Below are 16,677 nucleotides of genomic sequence, written 5' to 3' on the forward strand. Positions count from 1 at the left end.
TAAACGCTAGGTTTCCCCCGGGGCGGTGTCTACGGACGAGTGGCTGACGTTCGCCCGGGATATTCCGCCATTCGGCTAAGTCAGGCGAAGGCGGCCCGGAGCGCCTCGACCTGGTCGCGGATCGCGGACCGGCCCAGCCGGGTCGCGTGGAACGAGTCGAAGGAATGGAACCCGCGGGCGTACACCCGCAGGTCGACCTGGACCTCCGCGCGCATGAGGCGTTGCGCGTGCTCCAGCGCCTCGTCCCGCAGCGGGTCGTGGCCGGCGGTGCAGAGGTAGGTGGGGGGCGAGAGGGAGAGGTCCGGCTCGTGAGCGGGCGAGCTGTGGACCGGGTAGGACGCCTGGCCCGGTCTCCACTCCGGACCCAGGTAGAGGCGCCACATGTCGCGCAGCGTCTCGTGCGTCAGCACAGGGGTGTCCGAGTAATGCCGCGCGGTGTGGGTCGTGAGACCGGCGTCGAGAACGGGGAACAGCAGCATCTGCAGAACGAGGGCCGGCCGTCCGTCCCCGCCGCAACGGAGCGCGGTTCCGCTGGCCAGGGCGCCTCCGGCGCTCAGCCCGCCGATGGCGACGCGACCGTTGTCGATGCCGAACTCGTCCGCCCGGTCGCGCAGGTGGGCCAGGGCGGTGGAGCAGTCGTCGAGACCCGCCGGAAAAGGGTTCTCCGGCGCGAGGCGGTAGTCCACCGCGAAGACGACGCACTCGGCCTCGGCCGCGTAGATCTCGCACCGGGCGTCCTCGGTCTCCAGGTCGCCGGTGACGAAACTGCCGCCGTGGATGAACAGCAGCATCGGGAGCGGGCCGCGCCTTCGCGTCCTCGGCCGGTAACCCCGGACGGCCAGGTGAGTGCCGTCGGGCCGCGGGACGACCGAATCGGTGGTCTCCACCTCGTGGCGGCGGTCGGACGAGCGCATGTTCGCGACCAGCATCGCCTCCGTCGCCCGGGCCTGCTCCACCTCGGCGATGTCGATGCGGGGCATCAGGACCTGCATCGCGGCGAGCTCGGGATCGAGCCGCATCCCGCCGGGCCGGTGAGAGGGACCCGCCCCGTCCCGACCGCTCGGATCGGACGGTGCGGTCGGCATGCGTCGATCATGGCACATCGCGCCGGTCCGCTGTCATGCTCCGTCCGCCAGATGGCTAGTCTCGAGGAGGGGCGCCGAGTACAGTACGGGCCGTGCGAGGCTTGTTGAACCGGTTGTCGAGCATCGACTCCAGCGCCGAGCGCGGCCTGCAGGTCATCGAGTTCTTCGACCAGCTGCTCGCGCACCGGGCCGACGCGGAGGCGGTGGCCCGGGCCACCGCGATCCTGGCCGAGACGACCGCGGGCGTCATCTTCGACGAGGTCGGCGCGGTCCACGTCGTCGATCCGGCCGGGCGGACGGTCGACACGCCGGGCCCGGGGCCGGACGTCCTCATCAGCGACGTCATCGTCGACAACGGCCCCGTCGGGCGCGTCTGGCTGGAACGCCGGGACGAGGCGGACGGCCACGAGTGGGACGAGCTGATCATCGCGCGGTTCGCGCTCACGATGGCGGCGCTGTACTCGCGCTCCTACGGCGACGACGCCCAGGCCGGCCTCACCCACCCGGAGCTGCTGCACACCCTGCTGAACGATCACGCGGGCGAGGCCGAGACGGCCCGGGCGGCGCGCCTTCTCGGCTTCCGGATGGGCCAGCCGGTTCGGGTCCTCGCGGTGCACGCCGACGGCCGGGTCGAGAAGATCCTGCCCGCCTTCCGGGCCGCCGTCGCGGGCGCGACGAAGGGGCGGACCGTGGCGGCCGCGATGACGAACGATCTCGCCGTGCTCATCGCCGCGGGTCCCGCCCCGCGTACTCCGACGCCCGACGGCATCGCGGTCTGCGTCGGCCCAGAGGTGGCGGTCGAGCAGTGCGGGCGCTCCTGGTCGCAGGCCCGCCGGGGAATCCGCTTCGCGGCCCTCCGGGCCGACCCGTCCGACTGGATTCTCGCCGAGAACCTGGGCGGCGTCATCGCGCTGGCCGATCTCGACTCCGAGGAGATCAGGGCGCTGCCCGACGTCCGGGCGGTCGGCGAACTCGCCGGCTCCCGCTCCGGAAGCACCGACATGAAGATCCTCGACCAGCTGGGGCGGCAGGGCTCGTTGCGCGAGGTGGCCGCGGCCCTGCACATGCATCACAGCAGCGTGGCCTATCGCATCGACCGGATCTCCGATCTCCTCGGGTTCGACGTTCGCTCCAGCGATGGCCGCTACCGCGGGCGAACGGCCCTCCTGCTCTGGCACCTGCACGCCGCGCCGCGCGGGGGCCGGACGGTGTGACGTCCGGGCCCCGCACGGAACGGGGGCATCGGCGCGCCGTCGTGTGCGCGGGGCTTTCCGGCGGTGCCCGCCGTCTCGCTCTTCATATTGAATTCGCGAATTTCAATTCGCCTCGACGGCAGGGAATTGCCGGGTTTCGCGGTGCGTCTCGGCAAGGCTCAGTGCCCGGGCGGGCGGCCTGGCGTCGCTTACAGGAATGCTGAAGGCTTGATTAAGAAGCCTTCGATTGTGCTTAACGCGGCGACCGGCTTAACGTGCTGCTGACAGGCGTTCCTCGGTGAAGGGGAGGTCAGTGCAGTGAGTCTACAGGCAGAAGTAGGGCCGCGAGATCCCGCCGTTTTCGGCATGCCTTACGACGTGGTCTTCGTCGATGGCGAATTCGTTTCGTCGGATGAGGCGCGGCTGAGTGTTCTCGCGAACGTCGTCTCGTACGGAACGGGGACCTTCGAGGGGATCCGGGCCACGTGGAACCAGGAGCGGGGAGACCTCTTTCTGCTGGAGGCGCCGGCGCACTACGAGCGGCTGGAGCGTTCCGCGCGGATCCTCGGCCTCCGGCTGCCGTACGCGCCTGCGGATCTGGTGGCGGTGACCTGCGAACTGCTGCGCCGGAACGGCGTGTGCGCCGACAGCTACGTCCGCCCGCTGCTGTTCCTGGCCGGTGAGCAGCTCGCCGTCCGGATGCACGATTCGGGCAGCCGGCTGTGCATCCCGGCCACCCCGATGCCCGGCGACTACATCGACCCGCGGGGCATCCGGTGCATGGTGAGCACCTGGCGGCGCGGCACGGACGTCGCCGTGCCCAACCGCGCCAAGGTGATCGGGAGCTATGTCGGCCCCGCGCTGGCCAAGACGGAGGCGGTCCAGCGCGGGTTCGACGAGGCACTGCTGCTGACCACCGACGGCCATGTGGCCGAAGCGACGACGTCGAACGTCCTGGTGCGCCGCGGAGACGAGTGGGCCACGCCCGCCGCGACCGACGACATCCTCGAGGGGATCACCCGCCGCCAGGTGACCGGGCTGCTCTCCGAGGACTTCGGCGTCACCGTCGTCCAGCGCCGTGTCCACCGCTCGGAGCTGTACGCCTGCGACGAGGCGCTGCTGTGCGGCACGGCCGCCATGGTCGCGCCGATCATCGAGGTGGACGGGCGCCCGGTGGGCGACGGGAGGCCGGGCGAGACGACGCTGGCCTTGCAGCGCGAACTGTCGTCGATCGCCCGGCGGGACGGCGACCGGCACCACGAGTGGACCACTCCCGTATTCGGCACGGAGGCGGAGGCGTGAACGAGTCGAGCAGGCGGGTCCGGACGGGGACCGGGACGGAGAGCGCCCTGAGCGACCTGGACTCGATCCGGCCGCTGCGCATCTGGCAGGACGTCGTCGCCAGGGTCGTCGAGAGCGAGCTGATCACGCTGGCGGTCGTGGAGATCCCGCCCGGCGGCCTGGTGCCGGCGCACCGGCACCCGAACGAGCAGGTCGGGCTCTGCCTGGCGGGCTCCCTGCGGTTCACCATCGGTCCGGAGACGCGCGAGTGCGGCCCCGGCGGCATGTGGCGGATCCACGCCGACGTGCCGCACGAGGTGCACGCCGGTGCCGACGGCGCGGTGGTCGTCGAGGCGTTCTCGCCCGTCCGGAGCGACTGGGAAGGGCTGGACCGAGCACCCGAAGCGCCTCCGCGCTGGCCGGCCGGATCATGAGAGCCCTGTCCGCGACGGGCGACGACGGCCTGGTGGAGTTGGTCCGGGTGCCCGAGCCGTCCGCCGGCGCCGGCGAGGTGCTGGTGGACGTGCAGGCCGTCTCGGTCAACCGGGGCGAACTGCACCGTCTGACGGCGGCGGCCGCGGGTTGGCGGCCGGGCTGGGACTTCGCCGGGGTGGTGGCGGATCAGGGGACGTCCGGCACCGCCCCGGCCCCTGGTCGCCCGGTCCCGGGCACGCGGGTGTTCGGCATCGCGGACGGGGGCAGCTGGGCCGAGCGGGTCGCGGTCCCCGCGGCCCGGCTCGCCGCCGTCCCGGAGGGACTCACGGTCGAGCGGGCGGCGGCGCTGCCAACGGCCGGGCTGACCGCGCTGCGGACGTTGCGCATGGGAGGTGACCTGTCGGGGGCCAGCGTTCTGGTGACGGGGGCGGCCGGCGGGGTCGGGCGGTTCGCCGTCCAGCTGGCGCGGCGGTTCGAGGCCGAGGTGACGGCGGTGGTCGGCCGGCCCGAGCGCGGCGAGGGTCTCGCCGCGCTCGGCGCCGCCGAGGTCGTCGTCGGCGTCGAGGAGGTGAAGGCGGGATTCGACCTCGTCTTGGAGACCGGCGGCGGTGAGTCTCTGCGGGAGGCGCTCCGCCTCGTCGCACCGCACGGCACCGTCGTCTCTTTCGGCAATTCCTCGCGCGCCGCCACGTCGTTCTCAGTGAGCGACTTCTACCCGAAGGAAGCGTCTCTGCGCGGCTTCTACGTGCTGAACGACCTGGACTGCCCCCGCACCGCGGATGATCTCGCCTACCTTGCCCGGCTGGTCGCCACGGGGGAGCTGGCAGCGGACATCGCGGCCGTCGACGATTGGCGCGACGCCCGGGCGACCCTGCACCGATTGCGCGACCGGCGCCTGGCGGGGAAAGCGGTGCTCCGGGTGACGAGGGAAAAGCAGGGCTGACAAGCCGAATTTCCGAGCGTCCGTTTCCAGGAGGCGAACGATGACGCGGCAAGCGGGTCCTCATCGCGGTCGGCGTGGTCTCACCCGGCCCGCCGTCCGGCTCGGGAGGGGCCTTTCCCCGGGAGCCGGGGGAGTCCCGAACCCTGGTTCTAGCATTGCGCCATGCTCGACGTGACGCGGCTGCGTGTGCTCCGGGAGGTGGCGCGGCACGGCTCTTTGACCCGCGCAGCGGAGGCCCTCTCCTTCACCATCTCCGCCGTTTCCCAGCAGATCGCCGTGCTCGAACGGGAAGCGGGGGCGCAGCTGCTCGTGCGCCATGCGCGAGGCGCGCGGCTGACCGAGGCGGGACGGGTGCTGGTGCGGCACGCCGAGGTGGTCCTCGCCGAGCTGCGCGCGGCCGAGACGTCCCTGGCCGCCGTCGCGCACGGTTCCGGCGGCCGGCTGCGGCTCGGGTCGTTCACCACGGCGAACGCCACCCTGATGCCCCGGGCGGTGAGCGCGTTCCAGCAGCGGCTCCCCGATGTGGAGGTCGACCTGACGGAGATCGACCGGGACGAGGCGATGGCCGCGGTCGCGATGTACGAGCTGGACCTCGCCCTCGTCTACGAGTTCCCCGTAGTGCCGCTGGAGGTTCCGGCGAACGTGGAGCTCAGCCCGCTTCTCGTGGACCCCCTCCACGTCGCGCTTCCGCTCGATCACCCGCTCGCGGACCGCGAGCGGCTCCGGCTGACCGACCTCGCCGAGGACCGCTGGATCCAGGGCGTGCATCACGGCTCGACCATCGACGTCCTTCCGCGCGCCTGCCGGAAGGCGGGTTTCGAGCCGCGGATCGCGTTCCGCACCGACGACCAGATGACGGTGCGAGGTCTCGTCGCGGCGGGCCTGGGCGTCGCCCTCGCCCCGTCGCTCACGCTGTCGGCGACCCCGTCCGGCCTGGTGGTGCGCCCGCTGAGCGAGCCGTCGCTGACCCGGACCGTGGCGGCCGCGACGCCGGCCGGCGAGTACCGGCTGCCCTCCTCGTCGGCCATGATCGAGCATCTTCGCCGGGTCGCCGCCGGGCTGGGGCCGCACTGCCTGCCCGTCGCGGAGCCCGAGCGGCATGCTCTGCGCCCGAACCGCCGGCTGGAGACGAGCGGGGGCACATATGTTTGACTTGGTCAATGAATATCGCTCCGGAGCCCGCCGTGCGGTCGCGTGACGGCGACCTCGTCGGCGATGCGCGGGCGCTCGGCCGGATGTACCGGTACCTGGTGGACGGCCTGCGGCTCAGCTGGGAGAACGCCCCGTACTCCGTGACCGAGGGCTGGGTGATCGTCGAGCTGGCGCAGCGGGACGTCACCGAGGTGATGGAGCTGCGCCGGCGGACCGGCATGGATCCCGGCTACCTCAGCCGCGTCCTGCGGCGGTTCCAGGCCGACCGACTGATCATCAGGGACCGGTCGCCGGAGAACAGGCGCTTCCAGACGGTCCGGCTGACCCGGCGCGGCCGCGCCGCCTTCGAGGTCATCGAGGACCGCATGGCGGAGGTGCTGCGCGCCAGGCTGGGCGCGTTCTCGGAGAGCGACCGGCGGCGGATCGTCGAGGCGATGACGTCGATCAGCGGCGCGATCGAACGTGCCCTGGGAGGCCGATGTGCCCTTTGAAGCGGACTATCGGTGGGCGGCCTGGTGGCGGGGGGACAGCGCCGCCTCGTCGGTGCGTCGGGCGAAGGCGGCTTCGGCGGAGCCGAGCTGCCACGGGACGCTGGTGACCATGACCCCGGACCGGAACAGCAGCCGCGCCTTCAGCCGCAGCGCGCTCTGGTTGTGGAGCAGGTGCTCCCACCAGTGGCCGACGACGTACTCGGGGATGAAGACGCAGACGACGTCGCGGGGGCTCTTGCGGCGGATCCGGCCGACGTAGTCCAGCACGGGGCCGGTGATGTCGCGGTAGGGGGAGTCCAGGACCCTGAGCGGGACGGGGATGTCGCGGCGGGCCCATTCCTCCTCGAGCGCGGTGGTGTCGGTGGCGGACGTCGACACGGTCACCGCCGTCAGGTCGAACGGGCGGGTCGCGCGGGCGAACGCGAGCGCCTGGAGGGTCGGGGCGTGCAGCTTGGAGACCAGGACGACGGCGTGGATCCGGCTCGGCAGCGCGAGGGAGCCGTCGCCGGCCGACAGCTCGACGGCGACCCGCGCGTAGTGGCGGTGGATGCCCTTCATCATCAGGAACACCAGCGGCATCGCGATGACCACGATCCAGGCGCCGTGGGTGAACTTGGTGATCAGCACGACGACCAGGACGAGCGCGGTCAGGACGGTGCCGGCCGCGTTGATCGCCCGGGCGCGGTGCAGCGCGTGGCGGGCGCCGGGCGGCGCGGCGCGCAGGGCGGTCGTCCAGTGCTTGACCATGCCGGCCTGGCTGAGCGTGAAGGAGACGAAGACGCCGATGATGTAGAGCTGGATGAGCCGGGTGGTGCTGGCGTCGAAGATCCAGATGAGGCCGCCGGCGAGGACGGCGAGGATGACGACGCCGTTGCTGAAGACGAGGCGGTCGCCGCGCCGGGAGAACTGCTTGGGCAGGAAGCCGTCCTCGCCGAGGATCGAGGCGAGGATCGGGAAGCCGTTGTAGGCGGTGTTGGCCGCCAGGACCAGGATCGCGGCGGTGAACCCGGCCACGAGGTAGAACAGCCACGATCCGGAGCCGGACACCGCGGCGGCGACCTGGGTGATCACCGTCTTCTGCTCGTAGCCGGGCGGGGCGCCGGTGAGGGCGGAGACGCTGTCGGCGATCCGGACGTGCGAGGCCAGGGCCAGCCACGTGATCCCGGCGAAGATCGCGATGGTGAGCCCGCCCATGATCGCCAGGGTGTCGGCGGCGTTCCTGCTCTTGGGCTTCTTGAAGTTGGGCACCCCGTTGCTGACGGCCTCGACGCCGGTCAGCGCCGTGCACCCCTGGGAGAAGGCGCGCAGGATCAGGACGACGGCCAGCAGCCCGGTGGTCTGGTGGTGCGCCGCGATCCCGAAGTGCGCCGATTCGGCCTGCGGGGTGTCGCCGAGCAGCGCCCGGACCAGCCCCCAGACGATCACGATGCCGATGACGGCGATGAACCCGTAGGTGGGGACGGCGAACACCGCCCCCGACTCCTTGACCCCGCGCAGGTTCATGAGGGCCAGCAGGGCGACCAGCCCGAGGCAGAGCACCACCGAGTAGGGGGCCAGGGCCGGGACGGCCGAGACGATGTTGGCCACGCCCGCCGCGACCGACACGGCGACGGTCAGCACGTAGTCGACCAGCAGGGCGCTCGCGGCGGTCAGCGACGCGTTCACGCCCAGGTTCTCGCGGCTGACCGCGTACGCGCCGCCGCCGTTGGGGTAGGCGTGGCAGGTCTGCCGGTACGACAGCACCACCACGGTCAGCAGGACGATCACCGCGAGGGCGATCCACGGGGCGACGTGGAACAGTGCGAGCCCGCCCAGGCTCAGGCCGAGCAGGATCTCCTCGGTCGCGTAGGCGTTGGACGACAGGGGGTCGCTGCAGAACACCGGCAGCGCCAGCTTCTTGGGGAGCAGCGTCTCGCCCATCTGCTCGCTCCGCAGGGGGCGGCCGACCAGCAGGCGCTTGGGGGTCAGGACATTGCGCACGGTCCCATCCGACCGCCCCGCCCGGCCGTGTCGACAGATTCCTTAACGCGCTCTTGACGGCGACGGCGTCGATCTTGACGCGCTCTTAACACCCCCGGCTCGGCGGGGATCCCGCCCGGCTCGCCGCCGGGCCGGAGGCGGGCGGTCAGGGCTCGAAGCGGTAGCCCATGCCCGGTTCGGTGATCAGGTGACGGGGCCGGGACGGGTCGCGCTCCAGCTTGCGGCGGAGCTGGGCGAAGTAGACGCGCAGGTAGTGCGTCTCCGTCTCGTACGCCGGGCCCCACACCTCGCGCAGCAGCTGCCGCTGGCTCACGAGCCGCCCCGAATGCCGCACCAGCAGCTCCAGGAGGTGCCATTCGGTGGGGGTCAGCCGGACGTCGGCGCCCTCCCGCGTGACGCGCTTCGCGGCGAGGTCGACGGTGAAGGAGTCGGTGGCGACCACGGCGCTGCCGCCTTCCACCGGCGCGGACCGCCGGATCGCCGCCCTCAGCCGCGCCAGGAACTCGTCCATCCCGAACGGCTTCGTCACGTAGTCGTCGGCGCCCGCGTCGAGCGCGGCGACCTTCTCCGACGACCCGTGCCGGGCCGACAGCACGATGATCGGGACGCTCAGCCAGCCGCGCAGGCCGCGGATCACCTCGGTGCCGTCCATGTCGGGCAGGCCGAGGTCGAGGATCACCACGTCCGGGGGGCGCCGCGCGGCGAGGTCGAGCGCGGTCCGGCCGTCCGGCGCGGCCTGCACCTCGTAGCCGCGCACCTTCAGGTTGATCCGCAGCGTGCGGACCATCTGCGGTTCGTCCTCCACCACGAGCACCAGGGTCATCGGTCCTCCGCCACCGGTGGGTCCTGCGCGATCGGCAGAGCGAACACCATGGTCAGCCCGCCGCCCGGGGTGTCACGCGCGACGAGCGTCCCGCCCATCGCCTCGGTGAACCCGCGGGCGACCGCGAGGCCCAGCCCCACGCCGGCGCCCTTCGGCGCGTCCCCGAGCCGCTGGAAGGACCCGAAGATGCGGTCCTTGTCGTGGTCCGGCACGCCGGGCCCGTCGTCCACCACCTGGATCTCGATCCGCCCCTCCGCACGGCCGAAGCGTAGTTCACTCGCGACGACCTGTACGGGGCCGGTGCCGTGCCGGACGGCGTTCTCCACCACGTTCGCGAGCGCGCGCTCCAGCAGCCCGGGGTCGACGAGCACCGGTGGCAGCGTCTCGGGGACGTCCACCTCGATCCGGGCCTCCGGCACCGCGGCGAGCGCGAACGGCACGATCTCGTCCACCGCCACCGGACGCGTGAGCGGCGCGACCGCGCCCGTCTCCAGCCGGGTCATGTCGAGCAGGTTGGCGATCAGCCGGTTCAGCCGGTCGGCGGACTCCTCGATCGTGGCGAGCAGTTCCGCCCGGTCCTTGGGATCCCATTCCACGTCGTCCTGGCGCAGGCTGCTCACGCTCGCCTTCACCGACGCGAGGGGGGTGCGCAGGTCGTGGGAGACGGCGGCGAGCAGCGCCGTCCGCACCTTGTCGATCTCGGTGAGCTCCCTGGCGCGGGTCGCCTCGGCCTGCAGCCGCTGCCGCTCCACGGCGGCCGCCGCCTGGTGCGCGAACGCGGACAGCACCCGCCGGTCCGCCTCGGGCAGCACCCGGCCGCGCAGTGCCAGCAGCAGGTCGCCGGTCACCTCCACCCGCATGTCCGCCTGGTGCGGGTCCGTGCAGTACCCGTCGCCCGACGACCCGATGACGTCCCAGCCGTGCCGCGTCCGCTCCAGCATGGTCACCGACGTCAGCGCGAACGTCTCCCGGGCCTGCCGCAGCAGGTCGGGCAGGGTGTCCTCGCCGAGCAGCACCGTGGTGGACAGCCGGCTCAGCGTCACCGACTCGCTCCCGGCCTGGACGGCCCAGCGGCGCCGCCGCTCCGCGAGGTCGACCACCAGCGACACCGCGGCCGCCACCACCACCGACAGCACCAGCGCCAGGACGTGCTCGAAATCGGCGATGGTGAGCGTGTAGTAGGGCGGGGTGAAGAACCAGTTCGTCAGGAGGTTCCCGGCGATGGCGGTGAACAGCGCCGGGCCGAGCCCGCCGACGAGCGCGACGAGGACGGTGAAGGTCAGGAACACCAGCAGCTCGGACGCGAGGCCCAGGTCGCCGCGCCACGGCAGGAGCAGCAGGGTCAGCAGCGGCGGCCCGGCGAGTGCCAGGACCCATCCGGCGACCAGCCTGCGGCGGCTCAGCGCGCCGTCCTTCGGCGTCCTCATGATGATCCCAGCGTATGCCGCGGCCCCCGCGCCACAGGCCACCGCCCGGGGCAGGCCGTGAGCGGCGGCCGCTGACGGCGGTCATCGGCCCCCGGCTCCCTTTCGCGACCCGCGAAACCGCTTTCGCGACCGCTGATAATCGACCGCGCTAAAAGCGCGTCAATGCGGCGGGAGAGTGGTTTAGGCCGCTTTTGCGAGTCCCTGTGAAGTGCGCTCGCCATGGCCGCGGGTGACCTGCGCCACTGCGGGAGGGGCCCGGCGTTAGGAACGCGTTAATACTGCGGCCGGCGCCGCTAAAAACGCGTCAAGGTCGGTCAACTCTCCCCAAAACGGCGCTTTACTCCATTGTGCCCTGGAAGGAGCCGGGGCGTGAGATGCGCTGGGAGGCCGCGATGGAGCGCCTGGAAGCGGCCGCGTGGCCGCTGGGAGGGGGTGTGCTGTGCGCGTTCGTGATCACGGTCGTGCTCAAGGACGCCCCCTGGCCGGTGGGGTTCGCGGTCACCGGGATGTCCGTGGCGGGCTGGTCGCTGGCCGCGCCGCCCTTCGCGGGCGCCCTGCTCGGGACGGCGGCCTGGGCGCTGGTGACGGGATTCGACGTCGCCGGGTCCGGTGACCTGGTGGTGAGCGGGCCGTCGGACGCCGCCCGGGCCGTGGTCCTGATCGGCGCGGGCGCCGCCGCGGGTGCGGCGGGCGCGCGGATGCGCCGGGCCGTCCCCGAGCGGGAGGCGTCCGGCTGGCCGGCGCCGCCCGAGGAGTGGCCGGCGGAACGCGCGGACACGGGCGCGGACGGTGTGCCGCCCCGTTCCGCGAAGGTCCCCCACGCGATCCCTTACCAGCGCGATCGGCGGACGGCCCGCCGTCAAGGGCGTTCCGGCCGCGATGACATTCGACAAGGAAAACGACTATGAGCGACGTGGTGTTCGTTCTGCTGACCGTGGGCGTGTTCGTCCTGCTCGGGCTAGTGGTGAGGGGCGTGGAGAAGCTGTGACCGTCGAGAACGCGGTCGGTCTCGTGCTCGCCGCGATCCTGACCATCTTCCTTATCGCCGCACTCTTGTACCCGGAGCGCTTCTAGATGAGTACGACCCTCGCGGGGATCATCTTCATCGGATCCCTCGTGCTCGCCCTTGCGGTGGTGTATCGGCCACTGGGCGACTACATGTACCGCGTCTACAGCGGTACCAGGCACACGCGCGTCGAGCGGGCGATCTACCGGCTGATCGGAGCGAGACCGGACGCCGAGCAGACCTGGCCCGTCTACGCGCGCAGCGTGCTGGCGTTCTCGGTGCTCAGCATCCTGTTCCTGTACGGTCTTCAGCGGCTGCAGAACCACCTGCTGCTGAGCCTCGGCTTCCCGCCGGTCAAGGCGGACCAGGCGTGGAACACCGCGGTCAGCTTCGTCACCAACACCAACTGGCAGTCGTACTCGGGTGAGTCGACGATGGGCCACCTGGTGCAGATGGCGGGTCTGGCGGTGCAGAACTTCGTGTCCGCCGCCGTCGGCATGGCCGTCGCCATCGCGCTCGTGCGGGGCTTCGCCCGCAAGCGGACCGACCGGCTCGGGAACTTCTGGGTCGACCTCGTGCGCGGCAGCCTGCGGATCCTGCTGCCGATCGCGTTCGTCGGCGCCCTCGTCCTCATCGCGGGCGGGCTCGTGCAGAACTTCGGGGACGCCAACGACCACGTGGTGAACACGCTGGCCGGAGGGCACCAGGCGATCACCGGCGGGCCGGTCGCGAGCCAGGAGGCCATCAAGGAGCTGGGCACCAACGGCGGCGGCTTCTACAACGCCAACTCCGCCCACCCGTTCGAGAACGCCGCCCCCTGGACGAACTGGCTGGAGATCTTCCTGATCCTGCTCATCCCGTTCGCGCTGTGCCGCACGTTCGGCCGGATGGTCGGCAGCGACCGGCAGGGCTACGCGATCGTCTCGGTGATGGCGACCCTCGCGATCATCAGCGTGGTGCTCGTCCAGGTGTTCCAGCTCATGCACCACGGGACGGTGCCGACCGCGGTCGGCGGGGCCACGGAGGGCGTGGAGGCCCGGTTCGGGGTGTCGAACTCCGGGACGTTCGCCGCCGCGACCACGCTGACCTCGACGGGCGCCGTGGACTCCTTCCACGACTCCTACACCAGCCTCGGCGGCATGATGACGATGTTCAACATGATGCTCGGCGAGGTCGCGCCGGGCGGGACGGGCTCGGGCCTGTACGGGATGCTGATCCTCGCCGTCATCACGGTGTTCGTGGCGGGCCTCATGGTCGGCCGCACGCCCGAGTACCTGGGCAAGAAGATCGGCTCCCGCGAGATCAAGCTCGCCTCGATGTACTTCCTGATCACGCCGATCCTGGTGCTGGTCGGCACGGGCGTGGGGATGGCGACCCGCAGCGGCCGGGACGGGATGCTGAACCACGGCGCGCACGGGCTGTCGGAGGTGCTGTACGCGTTCACCTCGGCGTCCAACAACAACGGCTCGGCGTTCGCCGGGCTCACGGTCAACACCGTGTTCTACGACACCGCGCTCGGCCTGTGCATGGCCCTCGGGCGCTTCCTGCCGATGATCTTCGTCCTGGCGCTGGCGGGATCGCTGGCCCGGCAGGGGCAGGCCCCGGAGTCGGACGGCACGCTGCCCACGCACCGGCCGCAGTTCGTCGGCCTCGTCGTCGGCGTCACCGTCGTCCTCGTCGCGCTCACCTTCCTCCCCGCGCTGGCGCTGGGGCCGTTGGCCGAAGGAATCCACTCATGACCACTCAGACCGTTCAGGCGTCGGGTTCGGCGCCGCGACCGCCGGAACACCGCGGCGGAGGCAGGATCCAGGGCGGCCTGCTCGACCCGAAGCAGATGGTGAAGTCCCTCCCGGACGCGATGCGCAAGCTCGACCCGCGCACCCTGTGGCGCAACCCGGTGATGTTCATCGTGGAGATCGGCGCGCTGTGGACCACGGTCCTCGCCGCCGCGAATCCGAGCGTGTTCGCCTGGCTGATCGCGGTGTGGCTCTGGCTCACCGTCGTCTTCGCGAACCTGGCGGAGGCGGTCGCCGAGGGCCGGGGCAAGGCGCAGGCGGACGCGCTGCGCCGCGCCAAGACCGACGCGGTGGCGCGCCGCCTGACCGGCTGGGCCCGGGACCGGACGGACCTGCGCGAGGAGCAGGTCGGCGCCCCCGACCTGCGGCAGGGCGACCACGTCGTCGTCGAGGCCGGCGAGATCATCCCCGGTGACGGGGACGTCGTCGAGGGCATCGCCAGCGTGGACGAGTCGGCGATCACCGGCGAGTCGGCGCCGGTCATCCGCGAGTCCGGCGGCGACCGGTCCGCGGTGACCGGCGGGACCAAGGTGCTGTCGGACCGCATCATCGTCAAGATCACCCAGCGCCCCGGCGAGTCGTTCATCGACCGCATGATCGCGCTGGTGGAGGGATCGAGCCGGCAGAAGACGCCGAACGAGATCGCCCTCAACATCCTGCTCGCCGCGCTGACCATCATCTTCCTGCTGGCCGTCGCCACGCTGCAGCCGCTGGCGATCTTCTCCAAGTCCGTCAACCCGGGCGTCGGCGACAGCCTGGCGCTGGCCGCCCACGGCGTCACCGGGATCGTGCTGGTGTCGCTGCTGGTCTGCCTGATCCCCACCACGATCGGCGCGCTGCTGTCGGCGATCGGCATCGCGGGCATGGACCGGCTCGTCCAGCGCAACGTCCTCGCCATGTCCGGACGCGCCGTCGAGGCGGCGGGCGACGTGAACACGCTGCTGCTGGACAAGACCGGCACGATCACCCTGGGGAACCGGCAGGCCGCCGAGTTCCTGCCGCTGCGCGACGTCGACGCCGACGAGCTGGCCGACGCCGCCCAGCTGTCCAGCCTGGCCGACGAGACCCCGGAGGGGCGCTCGGTGGTGGTGCTGGCCAAGCAGCGTCACGGCCTGCGGGAACGCACGCCCGGCGAGCTGTCCCACGCCACCTGGGTGCCCTTCTCCGCCCAGACGCGGATGAGCGGCGTCGACCTGCACGAGTCCGGCAACGGCACGCCCGACCGGATGCTGCGCAAGGGCGCCGCCGCCGCGGTCGGCGAGTGGGTCCGCGAGCAGGGCGGCGACGTCCCGGCCGACCTGCACCAGATCGTGGACGGCATCTCCGCGTCCGGCGGCACCCCGCTGGTCGTCGGGGAGGTCGTGGACCGCGACGCGCGCGTCCTGGGCGTCATCCACCTCAAGGACGTGGTGAAGGCCGGGATGCGCGAGCGGTTCGACGAGATGCGCCGGATGGGCATTCGCACCGTCATGATCACCGGCGACAACCCGCTGACGGCCAAGGCCATCGCCGACGAGGCCGGCGTGGACGACTTCCTCGCCGAGGCCAAGCCCGAGGACAAGCTCTCGCTCATCAAGCGCGAGCAGGAGGGCGGGCGGCTGGTCGCGATGACCGGCGACGGCACCAACGACGCGCCCGCGCTCGCGCAGGCCGACGTCGGGGTGGCGATGAACACCGGCACCTCGGCCGCCAAGGAGGCCGGGAACATGGTCGACCTGGACTCCGACCCGACCAAGCTCATCGAGATCGTGGAGATCGGCAAGCAGTTGCTCATCACCCGCGGCGCCCTCACCACCTTCTCCATCGCCAACGACATCGCCAAGTACTTCGCGATCATCCCGGCGCTGTTCGTCGGGCTGTTCCCCGGCCTGGACGCGCTCAACGTCATGCGGCTGCACAGCCCGCAGTCGGCGATCCTGTCCGCCGTCGTGTTCAACGCGCTGGTGATCATCGCGCTGATCCCGCTGGCGCTGCGCGGCGTCCGGTACCGGCCCAGCAGCGCGTCCCAGCTGCTGTCGCGGAACCTGTACGTCTACGGGCTCGGCGGCATCGTCGCGCCGTTCGTCGGCATCAAGATCATCGACCTTCTCATCCGATTCCTTCCGGGGATGTCCTGACATGCGTTATCCCACCTGGATCCGGCAGCACCTGGCCGCCCTGCGCGCCCTGCTCGTGCTGACCGTCCTGCTCGGCGTCGCCTACCCGCTGGCCGTGTTCGCGGTCGCCCAGGTCCCCGGCCTGAAGCACCACGCCGACGGCTCCTACGTCTCCCTGCACGGCCGGACGGTCGGCAGCGCGCTCATCGGCCAGTCGTTCACCGGCTCCGGCGGCGAGCCGCTCAGGCAGTACTTCCAGAGCCGCCCGTCCAACGCCAGCGACGGCTACGACCCGACAGCCACGTCCGCGAGCAACCTCGGACCCGAGGACGTCGTCGACACGCTGCCCGACCCCAAGCTGATCGCGGCCGGCAAGGAGGACGAGAACGCCAAGCAGAGCCTGCTCACCCAGGTCTGCGCCCGCAGCAAGGCCGTCGGCGACCTCGAAGGCGTCAGCGGCGCGCGGCCGTTCTGCACGCCGGGCGGCGCCGGAGCCGTCCTGGCGGTGTTCGGCCACCGCGCCGCCGACGGCACCGTCCCGCACCCCACGCGGGTGGTCAGCCTCAACGAGGAGCAGGGCGTGGTGAAGGCACCGTTCATCGCCGCCTACAAGGGAGTGCCCGTCGAGCTGGCCAAGTACGGCGAGGACTACGCCAAGGGCCTGGTCGTGCCGGTCAAGGGCGGCGCGCCCGCCAAGCCCGCCGTCCCCGCCGACGCGGTCACCGCGAGCGGCAGCGGCCTCGACCCGCACATCTCGCCCGCCTACGCGTCGCTGCAGGTGAACCGCGTCGCCACGGCGCGCGGCGTCACCCCCGCCCAGGTGAGGCGACTGGTCGAGGACAACACCGACGGCCGCGACCTCGGCTTCATGGGCGAGCGGCGCGTCAACGTCCTCAAGCTCAACATCGCCCTCGACCGGTCCTACCCGATCCGGGGCTGATCCCGCTCAAGCCCGGTGCCGTGGCGGGT

At 71.8% G+C, this 16,677-nt stretch carries 15 protein-coding genes; 11 read left to right on the forward strand and 4 right to left on the reverse strand.

Annotated features, from left to right (window positions below; translation table 11 throughout):
• Positions 1–80 precede the first annotated feature (80 nt).
• Positions 81–1,085 carry an alpha/beta hydrolase gene (locus amrb99_RS03215; protein WP_190851964.1) on the reverse strand — a complete coding sequence of 335 codons (1,005 nt, stop codon included), beginning with the start codon at positions 1,083–1,085 and terminating at the stop codon, positions 81–83.
• Between the two features lie 92 nt (positions 1,086–1,177).
• Here amrb99_RS03215 and amrb99_RS03220 point away from each other — a divergent pair, with 92 nt between their 5' ends.
• The 6 genes from amrb99_RS03220 to amrb99_RS03245 all read left to right on the forward strand — a co-directional run bounded on the left by amrb99_RS03220 (position 1,178) and on the right by amrb99_RS03245 (position 6,580).
• Complete coding sequence (locus amrb99_RS03220; RefSeq protein ID WP_190851966.1) at positions 1,178–2,299, forward strand: helix-turn-helix domain-containing protein; 1,122 nt, start codon at positions 1,178–1,180, stop codon at positions 2,297–2,299.
• A 345-nt stretch (positions 2,300–2,644) separates the two neighbouring features.
• Complete coding sequence (gene ilvE, locus amrb99_RS03225; RefSeq protein ID WP_190851968.1) at positions 2,645–3,580, forward strand: branched-chain-amino-acid transaminase; 936 nt, start codon at positions 2,645–2,647, stop codon at positions 3,578–3,580.
• Positions 3,577–3,993, forward strand: a complete 417-nt coding sequence (locus amrb99_RS50540; protein WP_190851970.1) for a cupin domain-containing protein — start codon at positions 3,577–3,579, stop codon at positions 3,991–3,993. The genes ilvE and amrb99_RS50540 overlap by 4 nt, the downstream gene beginning before the upstream one ends.
• Complete coding sequence (locus amrb99_RS03235) at positions 3,990–4,937, forward strand: zinc-binding dehydrogenase (RefSeq protein WP_190851972.1); 948 nt, start codon at positions 3,990–3,992, stop codon at positions 4,935–4,937. Before amrb99_RS50540 ends, amrb99_RS03235 begins: the two co-directional genes overlap by 4 nt.
• A gap of 162 nt (positions 4,938–5,099) precedes the next feature.
• Positions 5,100–6,089 (forward strand): LysR family transcriptional regulator, encoded by a 990-nt coding sequence (locus tag amrb99_RS03240; RefSeq protein WP_190851974.1) that lies wholly within the window; start codon positions 5,100–5,102, stop codon positions 6,087–6,089.
• Positions 6,090–6,121: 32 nt separating this feature from the next.
• Complete coding sequence (locus amrb99_RS03245; RefSeq protein ID WP_206699769.1) at positions 6,122–6,580, forward strand: MarR family winged helix-turn-helix transcriptional regulator; 459 nt, start codon at positions 6,122–6,124, stop codon at positions 6,578–6,580.
• 6 nt (positions 6,581–6,586) lie between these two features.
• Here the strand turns inward: amrb99_RS03245 and amrb99_RS03250 are convergent, their stop codons facing one another.
• From amrb99_RS03250 to amrb99_RS03260, 3 genes are all read right to left on the reverse strand, one after another.
• Positions 6,587–8,560, reverse strand: coding sequence for an APC family permease (locus tag amrb99_RS03250; protein ID WP_347256510.1), 1,974 nt, complete (start codon positions 8,558–8,560; stop codon positions 6,587–6,589).
• Positions 8,561–8,705: 145 nt separating this feature from the next.
• Positions 8,706–9,383, reverse strand: a complete 678-nt coding sequence (locus tag amrb99_RS03255; protein WP_190851980.1) for a response regulator — start codon at positions 9,381–9,383, stop codon at positions 8,706–8,708.
• Positions 9,380–10,810 (reverse strand): DUF4118 domain-containing protein, encoded by a 1,431-nt coding sequence (locus tag amrb99_RS03260; RefSeq protein WP_190851982.1) that lies wholly within the window; start codon positions 10,808–10,810, stop codon positions 9,380–9,382. The genes amrb99_RS03255 and amrb99_RS03260 overlap by 4 nt, the downstream gene beginning before the upstream one ends.
• A gap of 392 nt (positions 10,811–11,202) precedes the next feature.
• On the opposite strand from amrb99_RS03260, the gene amrb99_RS03265 reads away from it, so the two are divergent.
• From amrb99_RS03265 to amrb99_RS03285, 5 genes are all read left to right on the forward strand, one after another.
• On the forward strand, positions 11,203–11,718 hold the full coding sequence (locus amrb99_RS03265) for a hypothetical protein (RefSeq protein ID WP_190851985.1): 516 nt from the start codon (positions 11,203–11,205) through the stop codon (positions 11,716–11,718).
• A 76-nt stretch (positions 11,719–11,794) separates the two neighbouring features.
• Positions 11,795–11,884 (forward strand): K(+)-transporting ATPase subunit F, encoded by a 90-nt coding sequence (kdpF, locus tag amrb99_RS52955; protein ID WP_190851987.1) that lies wholly within the window; start codon positions 11,795–11,797, stop codon positions 11,882–11,884.
• On the forward strand, positions 11,885–13,555 hold the full coding sequence (kdpA, locus tag amrb99_RS03275; protein WP_190851990.1) for a potassium-transporting ATPase subunit KdpA: 1,671 nt from the start codon (positions 11,885–11,887) through the stop codon (positions 13,553–13,555).
• On the forward strand, positions 13,552–15,729 hold the full coding sequence (gene kdpB / locus amrb99_RS03280) for a potassium-transporting ATPase subunit KdpB (RefSeq protein WP_190851998.1): 2,178 nt from the start codon (positions 13,552–13,554) through the stop codon (positions 15,727–15,729). The genes kdpA and kdpB overlap by 4 nt, the downstream gene beginning before the upstream one ends.
• Before the next feature lies 1 nt (position 15,730).
• Positions 15,731–16,648: a potassium-transporting ATPase subunit C gene (locus amrb99_RS03285; RefSeq protein ID WP_190852000.1), complete on the forward strand. Its 918-nt coding sequence runs from the start codon at positions 15,731–15,733 to the stop codon at positions 16,646–16,648.
• The last annotated feature ends 29 nt before the right edge of the window (positions 16,649–16,677 follow it).

It is taken from the genome of Actinomadura sp. RB99, from assembly GCF_014706005.1.
Lineage (GTDB): Bacteria > Actinomycetota > Actinomycetes > Streptosporangiales > Streptosporangiaceae > Spirillospora.

What these genes read in the sequence shown, in the direction of transcription:
- amrb99_RS03215 (WP_190851964.1), bottom strand. Translation starts at nt 1,085, where the DNA reads ATGCCGACCGCACCGTCCGATCCGAGCGGTCGGGACGGGGCGGGTCCC.
- ilvE (WP_190851968.1), top strand. Translation starts at nt 2,645, where the DNA reads ATGCCTTACGACGTGGTCTTCGTCGATGGCGAATTCGTTTCGTCGGAT.
- amrb99_RS03235 (WP_190851972.1), top strand. Translation starts at nt 3,990, where the DNA reads ATGAGAGCCCTGTCCGCGACGGGCGACGACGGCCTGGTGGAGTTGGTC.
- amrb99_RS03240 (WP_190851974.1), top strand. Translation starts at nt 5,100, where the DNA reads ATGCTCGACGTGACGCGGCTGCGTGTGCTCCGGGAGGTGGCGCGGCAC.
- amrb99_RS03255 (WP_190851980.1), bottom strand. Translation starts at nt 9,383, where the DNA reads ATGACCCTGGTGCTCGTGGTGGAGGACGAACCGCAGATGGTCCGCACG.
- amrb99_RS03260 (WP_190851982.1), bottom strand. Translation starts at nt 10,810, where the DNA reads ATGAGGACGCCGAAGGACGGCGCGCTGAGCCGCCGCAGGCTGGTCGCC.
- amrb99_RS03265 (WP_190851985.1), top strand. Translation starts at nt 11,203, where the DNA reads ATGGAGCGCCTGGAAGCGGCCGCGTGGCCGCTGGGAGGGGGTGTGCTG.
- kdpA (WP_190851990.1), top strand. Translation starts at nt 11,885, where the DNA reads ATGAGTACGACCCTCGCGGGGATCATCTTCATCGGATCCCTCGTGCTC.
- kdpB (WP_190851998.1), top strand. Translation starts at nt 13,552, where the DNA reads ATGACCACTCAGACCGTTCAGGCGTCGGGTTCGGCGCCGCGACCGCCG.
- amrb99_RS03285 (WP_190852000.1), top strand. Translation starts at nt 15,731, where the DNA reads ATGCGTTATCCCACCTGGATCCGGCAGCACCTGGCCGCCCTGCGCGCC.